A 14049-nucleotide genomic window follows, 5' to 3' on the forward strand; every position below is an offset into this window, starting at 1 on the left:
ATGCCTTATAATAAGATAGCTGAGCTGCCAAAAGGAGTACAAAATGTACTGCCTAAACATGCTCAAAATATTTATCAGTCAGCTTTTAATAATGCTTGTACAGAATATAAAGATAAGGGTAAAAGAAAAACTAATGAGGACTTAGAAACTATTGCCCATAAAGTAGCATGGTCAGCTGTAGAGCAGCAGTACTATAAAGATGAAGAAACTGGTAATTGGTATAAAAAATAATATTTATATATTTAAATTAGATTTTCATAAGGAGATAATATGAAAAAATGGTTAATTATAGCTGATTCAGCTACTGCAGAAATTTATTGTATTAATAATTCAAACGACTCTGTTGATGAATTTCACCCTCCTGTTAAGCTAGTAGATAAGTTATCACACCTAGAGAGCAAGCTTAAAGATAGTGAGCTAATGACAGATAAGCCAGGTGGACATATGTCGAATAGGGGGAGCTTTAATGTATATGAGCCATCAACCAGCCCTCATGAAGCAGAGAAAAAGGACTTTGCAAATATTTTAGGCAACTATCTTAAAATACAAAGTGATAAAAATGAATTTGATGGGCTTATAATTTGTATGGAACCTGGATTTACAGGAAAGGTAATACAGAATTTAACTAAGGATGTAGAGAGAAAAATATTTAAAAAAATTCAGAAATATCTCATGAACTTACCTGAAAATGAAAAAATGCGTTTTATTTCAGATATATGCAAGGAGGTATCATCTGAAATTATATAAGTTATTTGGAGCTATGTAAGTCCATCTTTATTTTTATTGAGCCTAGTGGTTAAAAATGCAAACTTGCCTACTGGTTGAATTCTAGTTTATTATTTATAATTGTGCTGTGAGGAATAGCTTTTATAATCATAAATATGCTATAAACTATTAAAGTATTTATGATAATAGCTTGAGAAGAGCAGTAAAGTGTTTAATTTCTTAAGAAGAGTTGGTGTACTACTTCTTTTATTAGGAGTATTAAATAGTTGTATACTTTTTGTACCTTATGCAATTGACCAAGAAGCGACATATTCTGAAAATTTTAACTATCCTGCTAAATCAGTTGCTCAAGCAGTATTAGATCAGTTTAGACATAATCAAAATATCACATTAACTGAGAAAACTCTTACTAATGAAAAATCACGAATTAATGGTAAGGTTGATTCAAGAAGATATAAAGGTACATTTGAGATTACAATTAGCGAGATTACTCCGACTTCATCAACTTTAGAAATTAAATATGATATTTTTGGTGATAAAGTTAGATCTCAAGAGTTATTGCAAGATGTAGAAGATGATTTACATCAGAATTATTAATTTTCTAGCAGAGTAATAAATTCTTTAACATATTGTTCTTGGATCATCTGAACATTAGACTTTTTAAAATCAGTAATTTGGCACATTTCTAAGCCACTATATCCACAAGGATTAATATAACTAAATGGTGTTAAATTCATATCTGTATTAATAGCTATACCGTGATAACTTCTACCTTGTTTAATTCTTAGTCCAAGTGAAGCAATTTTTTTATCATTAATATATATTCCATGAGCACCTTCTATAGTATGTGCCTTTAAGCCATAATATTTTTCAAACATATTTAAGCAAGCTTTCTCTACATTAGTAACTAATTTTTTAGCACCAAGCTTACTTCTCTTTACATCAAGTAAAAAATATATAATAGCTTGCCCAGGTCCATGATAGGTAACTTGGCCTCCACGGTCTGTTTCTACTATTGGGATATTATTTAAATTAAGAATATGTTCAGGCTTGCCATGCTTGCCTTGAGTGAAGACAGCAGGGTGCTCAACACACCAAATCTCATCAGAGGTCTGCTCTGTTCGATTAGCTGTGAAATTAACCATTTGTTGATATATAGAGCTATAGTCTTGTAAACCAAGTTTTTTAATTAGAATATTCATTTAACTATAGCTTATAAAACCATATGAACTTCAGGATGACTCGAGATTTCTTTGTAAATATTATCTAATTGTTCTTTACTGTCAGCAGTAAAGATAGCTGTTATAGATATATATTTACCTGTTTTACTTTCTTTAGTTTTAAAGTCAATTTTATCATGATTAGGAACATGCTTCTCAAAGACATTTAGTATAGCTTCAACAGTTTCTTTTTGAGGGTTTGCCATAATCTTGATAGGGAATTCACAAGGAAACTCAAAAAAAGTTTCTTGCTGTTTATCATTAGCTTTATCAGACATTTCAGATCCTTACTTATAGTTTTTATTACCACCAGCCTTTTTTAGCAATATCATTTTGTGCAATTACTGGTACGCTTGCGATTTTTTCTTTTGTATCGCCAACAGTTATTACTAAGTTACCTATAGCTTGTCCTTTTCTAATAGGTGCTTTAACTCCGCGGTTAAATTCAATCCCTTGTTTTAAGTGAGGAATATAAGTTTTTGGTACGGTTTTGTAAATATTCTGATTAGATACTACCGTAATCTTTTGACCTGGTTTAGCATTGGGAATATTATCTGCACTTAAGCTTACTGGTGAATTTGCTTTGTATAGCAACATGTTTTGATATTTAGTTAACGCATATCTTAACAATTTAGCTGATTCATTATCTCTTTTTGCAGAACTACTCGTACCAAGAACTACTGATATAAACCTTTCCCCATCTTGTTTTGCTGAAGAGACTAAGCAGTATCCTGCTTCATCTGTATGACCTGTTTTCATACCATCAGCACCATCAAATGTGAAAAGTAGTCTATTTCTGTTGTTTTGAAGTACAAAATTATCACGTTTAGGGAATAGCTTAGAACATTTATCTTTTGTAGCATCGTCTAAATCTTTTGCTGAATAGCTTTGTAATACGTCCCCTGTTGAACGATCAAATTTAGGTAAACACTGTTTACGATCTGCAATACTTACAGAATCTTGTTTTGTGGCATTCCAAACTAAACCTTTATTATCATATACTTTATATGCTTCAGGGAAGTTATATATATATGATCTTGCAAGTAGAGCCATATCATGTGCTGTAGTATATTGTGTACCACCTGGTAAACCGTCTGGATTAGCAAAGTGAGTATTGTTCATACCTATTGCTCTTGCGGTTTGGTTCATAAGGTCAGTAAATGCTTCTGTAGTGCCACCAATATACTCAGCAAGAGCAATAGTAGCATCATTTCCAGAAACCACATCCATACCTGTAACTAAATTTTTAACTGAAACTCTAGCCCCAGCTTTAACATACATTTTAGACCCACCTGTACTAGCAGCCTTTCCACTAATTGGAACCATTGTATCCCACTTAAGATTTCCTGCTTTTATTTCACTAGCAACAATATATGATGTCATCATTTTTGTTAAGCTTGCAGGAGCTCTTCTTACATCCATATTTTTCTGGCTAACTATATCGCCTGTGCGATAGTTCATTGCAACCCAAGCTGGAGCATCTAATTGTATATTTACAGGTTTTACAATTATATCTTTTTGTTTTACGCTATTACCACCATTGAAATATGGATCAGAACTTGCAGATATATTTGGAGCAGCAACAGCTATACCAGCTGTCAAACTAGCTGTTAATAAAGCTATTTTCTTAAGTTTCATACTTTTCCTCTTTTAATTTTATAAAAGTGCTAATTTTGAAGTCATACTTTGGGTATTTTAATATTTATGTATTATAAATACAAAGGTTTTTATGATAGACTCTGTGCTAGTGTATCAGGTGTTTATACTTTAGCAAAAATATAGGAGAAATTGTTATGCTAAAAAATATACCTTGTGGAAAAGATGTTCCAAATGATTTCAATGTAGTTATTGAAATACCTCAAGATAGTGATCCTATCAAATATGAATTTGATAAGGATAGTAATATGATAGTTGTAGATAGGTTTATGTCTTCTACTATGAGATATCCTGCTAACTATGGTTTTGTGCCAAACACTCTATATGATGATGGTGATCCAATAGATGTATTAGTATTATCTCCATATCCTTTAGCTGTAGGTTGTGTGATTAATTGTAGAGCAGTCGGTGTTTTCAAGATGGAAGATGACGGAGGCGTTGATGCTAAAATTATCGCTGTGCCTAGTTCAAAATTAACTAAAGAATATGATCATATCAATGATATTGAAGACTTGCCAAAGCATCTTACTCAAAAGATAGAACATTTCTTTACACATTATAAAGATTTAGATTCTGGCAAGTGGGTAAAAGTTGATGGCTGGGATAATGCCGCTTTTGCTCGTCAAGAAATTGAGAAATCTGTAAAAAACTATAAATAATTCTTTCTCTTTTATCTTTAATAATTTTAGTCTCTCTCTCTTTTGTGATAATATTTCTAGTTGAATTTAACAATTCTTTTTAAGTACTAGTAATGAAAACAAATAATTTAAAAGATATTAAACTTCTAATTTTTGATATTGATGGCGTTTTGACTGATAGTAAGATTATTATCTCTAATGATGGTAATGAATTTAAAAACTTCAATGTTAAAGATGGTCTAGGCTTAGTTCTTGTTCAAAAATTAGGAATTAAGATAGCAATTATAACTGGTAAAGAATCTAAAATAGTACAAGATCGACTTACAAAGCTTGGTGTAGATCCTGAAGATATATTCCAAGGGCAAAAAAATAAGCTTAAAGCTTATGAAAGCCTGAAAGTAAAGTATAGCTTACAAGATCAAAATATTGCTTATATGGGAGATGATTTACCAGATCTTATTTTGATGAATAAGGTTGGTTTATCAGCAACTCCTGTAGATTCTATAAGTATTGTAAAAAAATACTCTAACTATATATGTAAAAGTAGAGGTGGCGATGGGGCTGCTAGAGAATTCTGTGATTATATTATAGAGCAACTAGGCTTATATGATAAAGTTATTGATGATTTTGTTAATTATGGTGGAGTGAAATAAAATATAAGTATGAGGTTTTTCACAAAATATTCCTTATTCGCTAATATTTTTTCTATTGTGGTTATAGTAATCGCTATTTTGTATATAAGTTATAAAGCTCTTCAAGGAGGAGGAGATCCTGAAAAATTTTCTCCTAAAGATAAAGTGGAGCTGACAGCTTTTAATTTTCATTATAATAAGTATGACAAAGATGGTGATTTAACTCTTAATTTCGTTACTGATAAACTTGAAAGATTTGTTAACGAGGATGTCAGAATGACAGATCTTTTTGAAACAAGCTATGATAAAGAAACTGGTAAAAAAAGTTTAGAAGTAAAATCAAAGCATGGCTTTTCTAGTAAATCAAAAGGTGATGACTTAATACGTTTATACGATGGTGTTAATGCTATAATGTATTCAAAAGATAATAAATCAAAAGATGATAATAATAAGCCTGCAGATGGTAATTCTTCTAGTAAATATTCACCAAATAAGATTTATATAAAGACATCAGAGATGTATTATAACAATGATTCTAAAGACTTTTATAACGACAGATTTGTTAGAATGTATGATCCAAATACTGGCAATAATACTACAGCTATTGGGGTTAAGGGTAATTCTGAGTCAAAAGTTATTAATCTTAAAAAAAATGTGAGGAGTTACTATGCGTCAAGCTAAATACTTAATGCTAGCAGCTCTGTGCCTAAGTTTTTCATATGGAATATCACTAGATAAAGATGCAGAAAATATAAACTATAATTCTTCTAAATATAATACATCTATGAAAGAGGATAAGGTTGCTGATAGTGAGAAAGAAGATAATTCTGCTAATAATGTTTTAAAAGATTATGGGCCTATAACTATATGTGCAGATAGAGCGGTATATGATGATGATAAGAAAACATTGACATATTATGATAATGTTTTTGTTATCCAAATTCATAATATGCATATTTTATGTAAGAAGCCCAAAACTAGTATAAAAAAAGGAACTACTTATTTTGTAAGAGATAATAAAATACCTTTTAATGAGTTACAAAAGAAATGGTTTAAGCATGTAAAAAAATTATGCTCTAAAGAAAAAGAGTGTAATTTCATATCTGGACAGAAATTACTTATGCAATTAGGTAAAGATAAGGAAGTTAAAACTTTAGAGATGGAATCTAAAGGGGAAGAAAATTCTCAACTTTATAACTACCCAACAGATGCAAATCCAGACTTCTCAAAAAGTAAAGAAGTAACAAAAGGCCCTGTTGAAGGAGTTTCAAAGAAAATTATTTATAATGTTGCAAAAAAAGATTTAGAATTAAATAAAAAAGCAGTAGTTACACAGAATGGAAATAGATATAAAGGTGAAAAGGTTAACTATGATATGAATCATGACTTAATATCTATTCCTGGTAGTAGACATAAACGATCAACTATTGTTTTGGATGGAGTCGCTGAACAAACTAAGATAGATGTAGGCCTAACTCCAATTAGTGAATACCATAAAGATGCTAATAGTGGTAGTACAATGGCATTTGATAACAATTCAAATACGGATCCAACTCAGCCACAGAATGAAATAATGTAGGTTTAAATAAAAATGGAAAAATATACTTTAGAAGCAAAAAGATTAGGTAAGAAATACGGTTCTCGATGGGTTGTAAATAATGTTTCTATGAAGGTTACAACAGGAGAAATTGTTGGTTTACTTGGTCCTAATGGTGCTGGTAAGACAACTTCTTTCTATATGATTGTTGGACTTGTTGCAGCTACTCGCGGGAAAGTTCGTATGGGTAATGAGGATGTTACAAAAATGCCTATTCACTTGCGAGCTAGAAGAGGGTTAGGATATCTACCTCAGGAGGCATCTGTTTTTAGAAAGCTTAGTGTTGAAGATAATATTGTAGCAATTTTAGAGACTCGTAAAGATCTATCTAAGGCTGATATAGATCAGAAGTTAAATAATCTATTGGATGAGTTTAGTATTCAACATATTCGTAAAAGTTTGGGAATGAGTTTATCTGGTGGTGAGCGTAGAAGGGTTGAGATCGCTAGAGCACTTGCAATGGACCCTAAATTTATTCTTCTAGATGAGCCTTTTGCAGGGGTTGACCCAGTTTCTGTTATTGAGATTAAAGAAGTAGTTCGCCATCTTAAAGATAGAGGTATTGGAGTTCTTATTACCGACCATAATGTACGTGAGACTCTAGATATTTGTGAACGAGCATATATTGTAAATGCAGGTAATATGCTTGCTTCGGGCACTCCCGCAGAAGTCCTTGAAGATGAAACTGTGCGCAAAGTATATCTTGGTGAAGATTTTAAGCTGTAACCTCAATAATAATTAATTATATGAAGTACAACATTCATATTATGTTAATTTAACTGACAGATCGATGATCTGTCACTACATAAACTTATTCATTATCAACTATATTGTATAGTTTATTTAGGAAAAAAATGCAAATAGATACATCAAAATCAAAAGTAATATGTGTTGGTAGAAATTATATCGAGCATATCCAAGAGTTAAATAATGAAACTCCAGAAAGCCCAGTAATTTTCATTAAACCTAATTCTAGTATTTCTAAAACTTTAGAATTATCAGATAAAAGAGAAACTCACTATGAATGTGAAATAATATTTGCATTTGATAAAGACTCTAAAATCAAAGCAGTAGGGCTTGGTTTAGATCTGACTGATAGAGCTTTACAATCAAAACTTAAAGCAAAAGGTTTACCGTGGGAACTAGCAAAATCATTTGATAACAGTGCTGTGATAAGCGATTTTGTAGAGATTACTGAGAATGAAATCTCTTATTTAAATTTTAAAGCATATAAAAATAATGAACTAATTCAACATGCTGATTATAATTTAATGATGTATAAACCAAATGAGATCATAAATTTTTTGAACGAAAGTGAAATTTCTATATGTGAAAATGATTTATTAATGACAGGTACACCAAAAGGTGTTGGTATAGTTAATCGTGGCGATAAGTTTAGAATAGAGCTTTTCTTGCAAGATGATAAAATTTTAGAAGCAAACTTTTAAGGTTAAAATATGTGGGCAATAGTTGGTAGTAGTGGTTTTGAATCTTTTGATGATTTTGAGATTTTAGAGGAATTACCAAGAGAAACTCCATTTGGGTTATGTTCAAATGGATTGTTTAAAATCAAAGTTGATGGTCAAGAAGCATTATTTCTTAATCGTACTGGCTTAGGTCAATCAATATTGCCACATCAAATAAACTACAAAGCTAACATCTATGCTTTAAAAAAATATGGTGCTACATCAATTATCGCTTTATCTTCTGTTAGGAGTCTAAGAGATGAGCTAAAACCTGGAGATATGGTGATTCCATATCAATTTATTGATAGAACAAAGTCTTTGCGTGAGTTTACATATTGTGAGCAGGGGCTTTTGAATTATGTATCTTTATCAAAACCAATTACAGAAAGCATTGCCGAAGAAATCCGTCAGAAGAAGAGTGAATTTGATTTTGATATACATTTTAAACAAAGCTATGTATGTATCGAAGGCCCACAATTTCCAACAATAATGGATGCTAAATGTTTCCAAAGCATGGGTGGTGGCGTGATTGGTATGACGGCTTTTCCAGAGTTTGCGCTTGCTAGAGAGGCAGGGCTTAACTATATAAGCTGTAATTTCATAGTAGATTATGTACCTTGGTCATATGATGTGAAAAATCTTTACAATGTATTAGAAATTCGTGAAACTAATAATCATAAAGCTGAGAAAATAGTTAAATGGTTGGTTCATAATTTACCTTTCTATGCTGAAAATGATTGCCATGAACTAGGTATTGCAAGATATTTATCTACACCGATTGAATCACTAGCACCAAACAAAAAAGCTTGGTTAAAAGTTATAGGTAGTGATAACTCGAAGCATGAAAAAGCTCTTGAAGCGGAAGTACTTAAGAAAGTACCAGATCTATATGGAGGTATCAAAACCATACCAGCCAAACTGCAAGATCTACTTACATTTATTGGTAAGTTTGATCGTGAGGGTAGTAGAAGAGATTTAGAAGCTACAAGAAAAGCTGCAGCATCACTTAATCTATACAGCTATCCTAAAGTTGATCTGGAAAAGGTGCAAGAGCTACAAATTACTCATGATGATGGACATAATATACCTGTGAGAGTTTATAATCCAAACAGCCAAGAGAAACTAAAGGCTATAGTTTTTTCCCATGGGGGCGGTTTTGTTTCTGGTACGCTAGAGTCATTTGATGCTTTTTGCCGTAAGTTAGCACAGACTACAAACAGAGTAGTATTCTCTGTTGATTATAGACTAGCACCTGAACATAAATTCCCAGCAGGATTAAATGATGTTGAATTTGTTGCTGAGTATGTTTATAAAAATTCTAAAAAATTTGCTATATCTAAGAAAAAATTTACATTAATGGGTGATAGTGCTGGTGCTAATTTAACGGTACTTGCAACATATAATCTATTGCAAAAAGGTGAAGTTAAAGTTGCTAACAATATTATCTTGTATCCATCTGTTGATTTATCACATATGCCAACTAAATCTTTGAGTGATTTTGAGAGTGGTTATATCTTAACTAAAGCAAAAACTATGTGGTATTCAGAACTTTATGTTTCAGAAAGTGTGGATAAGAGTTCTCCTGAAATATCTCCTTTTTATATTAAGAATCTAGCAAATATGCCAAGAACTCTAGTTATGACAGCGGGTTATGATCCTCTAAAAGACGAAGGATTACTTTTTGCTGAGAGGCTTATAAGACATGAGGTTGAAGTTCAGCACTATCATTTTGATAGTTTGGTTCATGGTTTTATTAATTTCTCAAAATTGATTCCAAAAGAGATGGATGTTTTACACTCTAGAGTTATGAAATTTTTAGGCTAATATGAAAAACTATTTACTACAAATCGAATACTTTGGCAAAGATTATTGCGGTTGGCAAAGACAAACTCATTCTCCAAGTGTTCAAGAAGAGCTTGAACAAGCACTTTCAAAAATTGCAAATCAGCCTGTAGAGGTTACTTGTGCAGGGCGTACTGATACTGGAGTTCATGCAACTTCCCAAGTCGTTAATTTTCATTCAAATGCTGACAGATCTCTTAGTTCTTGGATAAGAGGAGCAAATGCTCTATTACCCAAAGATATTAAGCTACTAGATATCAAAGAAGTTGATAATGATTTTAATTCTAGGTTTACAGCGATAAATAGAACCTACAATTATATCATCTACAATTCTGCGACTAGTTCTCCAATATTTTCAGAACATTGCTTATGGGAGAATCGTCTTCTTAATATTGATAAGATGAATCAAGCTTGTAAATATCTAATAGGGGAGCAAGATTTTACATCTTTTAGATCATCGCAATGTCAGTCAAATACACCATTTAGATATATTCAAAAGGCAGAGTTTGTTAGACAAGGTAACTTTATAATTTTTGAAGTTATTGGCAATGCTTTTTTACATCATATGATTAGAAACTTAGTAGGTTCATTACTAAAAGTTGGACTTGAGATTAAACAACCTACATGGATAGCAGAACTTTTACAAGCGAAAGACAGAACCCAAGCAGCTGAAACGGCAAAAGCACATGGTTTGTACTTTGTTGGTGTCAAGTATCCAGAGTTTAATTTTATAAGACCTGTAACAAGCTTGTTTTGTTAGTATATTTACTAATTTTATAGTAGTGATAGATCATTGATCTGTCAGTAATCAGATTAAGACAGCATACTATGCTGTCACTACAATAAATAATAAAACATGATCCTTGGATTCTACGATCAAGTTGTAGAATGACTTACTTTTTTGAATTTAATAAATGTATACTAGTAAATAGATACAAAAAACATAAACAAATTTATGAAAAAACTATCTACAATGGCTGTAATATTCATCTCAACTGGCGGGATGATTGGTAGTGGTTGGCTATTCTCTCCATATTATGGATTCCAGACAGCAGGGCAGGGGGTTATTATCTCCTGGTTTATAACTGCATTTTTAACTTTGCTTGTAGCATTATGTTTCGCAGAAGTTGCCTCAATGTTACCAATAGTTTCTGGAGCAATGAGGTTTCTAAGAATTACCCATTCTAGAACTTTGGGGTTTTTATTTGTAGCTCTGGGATGGATTAGCTATCTAGTTTATTTGCCATTAGAAGCTCAGTCAGTAGTGCAATATCTTGGATTTTGGTTTCCAAATTTAGTTGATTCTGGCTCAAAAGGAGTATTTTTATCATATTATGGAGTTATGATAGCATTTTTAATAATGTTAGGTTTAACTTACCTCAATACATATCAACTAAAAAATGTTGCTAAAATAAACTCAATAGTTAGTATTTGGAAGATATTTTTACCAATAGCTATTGCTGTTGGGATGTTAGCTGTTTATGGATCATTTAAGAATTATCATGCAAATACTGCTCATATAACTGTAAATTTTGAGCATATTTTATTGGCAATCACAGGATCTGGATTAGCCTTTGCTTTTTCAGGTTTCCAAAATGGTTTGATAGTTGCAAACTCAGCAGAGAACCCTAAATTAGCAATTCCTCTATCTTTAATAGCGCCAGTAGTTGTTGGTTTAACAATGTACATATCATTATCATTATTGTTTATGTTTTGTGTACCTGAATCAGTAGCTGGCTTTAATGCTGGAGTTGCTCCTCTTTTGGGACTGTTAAGTTTATTTAGTTTACATATTATTTATACAATTCTATTCATAGATGCAATGGTGGCTCCACTTGGTACAGGGAATGTATATACTGCTGTTACAGGTAGAGTTTTACAAGCTTTCGGCTTAGAATTTTTTAAAAAGTCAGTACTAACAAAACTTAATAAAAATCATGTGCCAATTTACTGCATTTGGATTAATTTTTTTGTAGGGTTAATATTTTTATTTCAATTTCCAACATGGACAGCTTTGGTTAATTTTTTATCTTCCTTAGTGTTATTTAGTTGTCTTTCAGGACCTGTAGTTTTGATAATTTTTAGAAATAAATTTCCAGAGTTAGAAAGAAGATTTAAATTACCATTTTATAAGTTTTTTGGTTATATAGGTTTTATATCTTGTTCATATTTTATCTATTGGTCAGGCACTTTTAACTTACTATGTTTGGTTGTATTAGTAGCTGTAGTTTGTGTTTTATATTGGTTTGTATTTATGCGATCAGAGTTTGGGCTAGTATTTAAGCAGACTTGGTTTGTTTGTGCTTATATTATATCTTTATGGGCAATATCTTATGCTCATGAGTTGCGATTAGTTGCTTTTCCTTATGATAATCTTATAGTTGCTGTGGCTAGTGCTATATTCTTAAAGATATTTGTAGTTACTCAAGCACCAACTACTGAGATCCAAGAAAATATCAAAGATGTTTTACTTGAGGTCAAAAATTTAAAAAGTAGTTAATACATATTTGCCAATAAACTCAATTATTGCTTATATATCAAAACTTAAATTAGATACAAACTGCTTTGTAATAAAAATACCAATTTATATTAGCGATTGGTATAAATAGTATTTTATTGCCAAAAGCTAATTACAATTAGGCTCTTTTAGGATAAAATATCGTATTAATCATTTCTTCAAATTTTTACAAGATGACAGATATACATAATCATAAAATTTTGATTTTAGATTTTGGTTCACAATATACGCAGCTTATAGCTCGTAGAGTTAGAGAAGTTGGTGTTTTTTGTGAAATCTTCCCTCATGATATAGATGCTGACTTTATCAAAAATTATCAAGCAAAAGGAATAATCCTTTCAGGTGGTCCCGAGTCTGTTTATGATTCTGATGCTAAAGCTCCTGAAATAGTCTTTGAATTAGGCGTACCTGTACTTGGTATTTGCTATGGTATGCAGACAATGGTTATGCAACATGGCGGAGAAGTCAAAGGTTCTGATCAGAGTGAGTTTGGTAAGGCTATTATAAATATTTCTCATTCTGCTAATAATATATTTGCTGATCTAGAGCATGAACAGCTAGTATGGATGAGTCATAGTGATAAAGTTACTAATACAGGTGAATATTTTGAAGTTATTGCAGCTTCTGTAAATGCTCCTGTTGCAGCAGTGCAACATAAGACTAAACCTTTCTTTGGAGTGCAGTTCCACCCAGAAACGACTCATACTGAAAATGGTAAACAGATTGTTGAGAACTTTGCATTAAAAATATGTAAATGTGATGCTCTTTGGAATATTGAAAATATTATTGAAAATGATATTAAAGAGATTAAAGAACAAGTTGGTTCTGATAAAGTTATTTTAGGGTTATCAGGAGGAGTTGATTCATCTGTGGTGGCAGCAATACTTCATGAAGCAATCGGAGATCAATTAACTTGTATATTTGTTGATACTGGATTACTTCGTTTAAATGAAGGCGATCAAGTGATGAAGGTTTTTGCAGAACATATGGACATTAATGTAATTCGTGTTAATGCAAAAAATAGATTTTTAGATGCTTTGAAAGGTGAAAATGATCCTGAAGTTAAGCGTAAGATTATTGGTAAACTTTTTGTTGAAATATTTGATGAAGAGGCTGCTAAAATTGAAAATGCTAAATGGCTAGCTCAAGGAACTATATATAGTGATGTAATTGAGTCTGCAGGCAATGATAAATCAAAAGCTCACGTTATTAAGTCTCACCATAATGTTGGTGGTCTACCAAAAGAAATGAAACTGAAACTTCTTGAACCTTTAAGAGAGCTTTTTAAAGATGAAGTGCGTAGGTTAGGTGTAGGATTAGGTTTGCCTGCTCATATGCTGTATAGACATCCGTTCCCAGGGCCTGGTTTAGGGGTACGTATATTAGGTGAAATCAAAAAAGAATATGTTGAGACTCTTCAAAAAGCAGACGCGATTTTTACAGAAGAGCTTTATAAACATAATTTATACCATGATATCTCACAAGCTTTTGGTGTTTTCTTGCCAGTTAAGTCTGTAGGTGTTGTTGGTGATCAGCGTAGATATGAGTATGTAATCGCTTTAAGGGCAGTTGTTAGTATTGATTTTATGACAGCTACTTGGGCTGATTTACCACATGACTTTTTATCATTAGTATCTAACAGAATTGTTAATGAAGTAAAACAAGTCTCTCGTGTAGTATATGATGTTACAGGCAAACCGCCAGGAACTATTGAGTGGGAATAAATAACCTAGTAAAATAAGTTATAGGTTTTA

The 14049-nt window shown here is 31.8% G+C and carries 16 protein-coding genes; 13 read left to right on the forward strand and 3 right to left on the reverse strand.

The genetic code is table 11. The annotated features are described in order from the left end of the window. The 3 genes from QI37_RS00800 to QI37_RS00810 all read left to right on the forward strand — a co-directional run bounded on the left by QI37_RS00800 (window position 1) and on the right by QI37_RS00810 (window position 1323). Window positions 1-231: a ChaB family protein gene (locus QI37_RS00800; protein ID WP_040007665.1), complete on the forward strand. Its 231-nt coding sequence runs from the start codon at window positions 1-3 to the stop codon at window positions 229-231. 39 nt (window positions 232-270) lie between these two features. Then, window positions 271-747: a host attachment protein gene (locus QI37_RS00805; protein ID WP_040007666.1), complete on the forward strand. Its 477-nt coding sequence runs from the start codon at window positions 271-273 to the stop codon at window positions 745-747. Window positions 748-933: 186 nt separating this feature from the next. Beyond that, the gene (locus tag QI37_RS00810) at window positions 934-1323 is read left to right on the forward strand and encodes a DUF3568 family protein (RefSeq protein ID WP_040007667.1); all 390 of its coding nucleotides are present in this window, start codon (window positions 934-936) and stop codon (window positions 1321-1323) included. Here the strand turns inward: QI37_RS00810 and lipB are convergent. The 3 genes from lipB to QI37_RS00825 are packed head-to-tail and all read right to left on the reverse strand — an operon-like array spanning window position 1320 to window position 3584. Further along, window positions 1320-1928 (reverse strand): lipoyl(octanoyl) transferase LipB, encoded by a 609-nt coding sequence (gene lipB / locus QI37_RS00815; RefSeq protein ID WP_040007668.1) that lies wholly within the window; start codon window positions 1926-1928, stop codon window positions 1320-1322. The genes QI37_RS00810 and lipB overlap by 4 nt on opposite strands. A gap of 11 nt (window positions 1929-1939) precedes the next feature. Next, complete coding sequence (locus QI37_RS00820) at window positions 1940-2224, reverse strand: HP0495 family protein (protein WP_040007669.1); 285 nt, start codon at window positions 2222-2224, stop codon at window positions 1940-1942. 25 nt (window positions 2225-2249) lie between these two features. After that, window positions 2250-3584 (reverse strand): D-alanyl-D-alanine carboxypeptidase family protein, encoded by a 1335-nt coding sequence (locus tag QI37_RS00825; RefSeq protein ID WP_040007670.1) that lies wholly within the window; start codon window positions 3582-3584, stop codon window positions 2250-2252. A gap of 155 nt (window positions 3585-3739) precedes the next feature. Here QI37_RS00825 and ppa point away from each other — a divergent pair, with 155 nt between their 5' ends. From ppa to guaA, 10 genes are all read left to right on the forward strand, one after another. Then, window positions 3740-4261 carry an inorganic diphosphatase gene (ppa, locus tag QI37_RS00830; RefSeq protein ID WP_040007672.1) on the forward strand — a complete coding sequence of 174 codons (522 nt, stop codon included), beginning with the start codon at window positions 3740-3742 and terminating at the stop codon, window positions 4259-4261. Window positions 4262-4353: 92 nt separating this feature from the next. Continuing rightward, entirely contained in the window at window positions 4354-4893 is a 540-nt protein-coding gene (locus QI37_RS00835; RefSeq protein WP_040007674.1) for a KdsC family phosphatase, read from the forward strand. Between the two features lie 9 nt (window positions 4894-4902). Further along, the gene (gene lptC, locus QI37_RS00840) at window positions 4903-5553 is read left to right on the forward strand and encodes an LPS export ABC transporter periplasmic protein LptC (protein WP_040007676.1); all 651 of its coding nucleotides are present in this window, start codon (window positions 4903-4905) and stop codon (window positions 5551-5553) included. Next, window positions 5540-6451 carry an LptA/OstA family protein gene (locus QI37_RS00845; protein WP_081946969.1) on the forward strand — a complete coding sequence of 304 codons (912 nt, stop codon included), beginning with the start codon at window positions 5540-5542 and terminating at the stop codon, window positions 6449-6451. The genes lptC and QI37_RS00845 overlap by 14 nt, the downstream gene beginning before the upstream one ends. A 12-nt stretch (window positions 6452-6463) precedes the next feature. Continuing rightward, window positions 6464-7195, forward strand: a complete 732-nt coding sequence (gene lptB, locus QI37_RS00850) for an LPS export ABC transporter ATP-binding protein (RefSeq protein WP_040007678.1) — start codon at window positions 6464-6466, stop codon at window positions 7193-7195. Window positions 7196-7323: 128 nt separating this feature from the next. Continuing rightward, complete coding sequence (locus QI37_RS00855) at window positions 7324-7917, forward strand: fumarylacetoacetate hydrolase family protein (protein WP_040007680.1); 594 nt, start codon at window positions 7324-7326, stop codon at window positions 7915-7917. 9 nt (window positions 7918-7926) lie between these two features. Then, window positions 7927-9759, forward strand: coding sequence for an alpha/beta hydrolase fold domain-containing protein (locus QI37_RS00860; RefSeq protein WP_040007682.1), 1833 nt, complete (start codon window positions 7927-7929; stop codon window positions 9757-9759). Between the two features lies 1 nt (window position 9760). Then, on the forward strand, window positions 9761-10537 hold the full coding sequence (gene truA / locus QI37_RS00865; protein ID WP_040007686.1) for a tRNA pseudouridine(38-40) synthase TruA: 777 nt from the start codon (window positions 9761-9763) through the stop codon (window positions 10535-10537). Window positions 10538-10732: 195 nt separating this feature from the next. Beyond that, window positions 10733-12277, forward strand: a complete 1545-nt coding sequence (locus QI37_RS00870; protein ID WP_040007688.1) for an APC family permease — start codon at window positions 10733-10735, stop codon at window positions 12275-12277. Between the two features lie 191 nt (window positions 12278-12468). Next, window positions 12469-14019 carry a glutamine-hydrolyzing GMP synthase gene (gene guaA, locus QI37_RS00875; RefSeq protein WP_040007690.1) on the forward strand — a complete coding sequence of 517 codons (1551 nt, stop codon included), beginning with the start codon at window positions 12469-12471 and terminating at the stop codon, window positions 14017-14019. The last annotated feature ends 30 nt before the right edge of the window (window positions 14020-14049 follow it).

The sequence above is a fragment of the Candidatus Francisella endociliophora genome (genome assembly GCF_000764555.1).
Classification (GTDB): domain Bacteria; phylum Pseudomonadota; class Gammaproteobacteria; order Francisellales; family Francisellaceae; genus Francisella; species Francisella endociliophora.

Excerpts from the sequence above, each read along its gene's own strand:
- QI37_RS00800 (WP_040007665.1), top strand. The coding sequence starts at position 1 with ATGCCTTATAATAAGATAGCTGAGCTGCCAAAAGGAGTACAAAATGTA.
- QI37_RS00805 (WP_040007666.1), top strand. The coding sequence starts at position 271 with ATGAAAAAATGGTTAATTATAGCTGATTCAGCTACTGCAGAAATTTAT.
- lipB (WP_040007668.1), bottom strand. The coding sequence starts at position 1,928 with ATGAATATTCTAATTAAAAAACTTGGTTTACAAGACTATAGCTCTATA.
- QI37_RS00820 (WP_040007669.1), bottom strand. The coding sequence starts at position 2,224 with ATGTCTGATAAAGCTAATGATAAACAGCAAGAAACTTTTTTTGAGTTT.
- QI37_RS00825 (WP_040007670.1), bottom strand. The coding sequence starts at position 3,584 with ATGAAACTTAAGAAAATAGCTTTATTAACAGCTAGTTTGACAGCTGGT.
- ppa (WP_040007672.1), top strand. The coding sequence starts at position 3,740 with ATGCTAAAAAATATACCTTGTGGAAAAGATGTTCCAAATGATTTCAAT.
- QI37_RS00835 (WP_040007674.1), top strand. The coding sequence starts at position 4,354 with ATGAAAACAAATAATTTAAAAGATATTAAACTTCTAATTTTTGATATT.
- lptC (WP_040007676.1), top strand. The coding sequence starts at position 4,903 with ATGAGGTTTTTCACAAAATATTCCTTATTCGCTAATATTTTTTCTATT.
- QI37_RS00845 (WP_081946969.1), top strand. The coding sequence starts at position 5,540 with ATGCGTCAAGCTAAATACTTAATGCTAGCAGCTCTGTGCCTAAGTTTT.
- lptB (WP_040007678.1), top strand. The coding sequence starts at position 6,464 with ATGGAAAAATATACTTTAGAAGCAAAAAGATTAGGTAAGAAATACGGT.
- QI37_RS00855 (WP_040007680.1), top strand. The coding sequence starts at position 7,324 with ATGCAAATAGATACATCAAAATCAAAAGTAATATGTGTTGGTAGAAAT.
- QI37_RS00860 (WP_040007682.1), top strand. The coding sequence starts at position 7,927 with ATGTGGGCAATAGTTGGTAGTAGTGGTTTTGAATCTTTTGATGATTTT.
- truA (WP_040007686.1), top strand. The coding sequence starts at position 9,761 with ATGAAAAACTATTTACTACAAATCGAATACTTTGGCAAAGATTATTGC.
- QI37_RS00870 (WP_040007688.1), top strand. The coding sequence starts at position 10,733 with ATGAAAAAACTATCTACAATGGCTGTAATATTCATCTCAACTGGCGGG.
- guaA (WP_040007690.1), top strand. The coding sequence starts at position 12,469 with ATGACAGATATACATAATCATAAAATTTTGATTTTAGATTTTGGTTCA.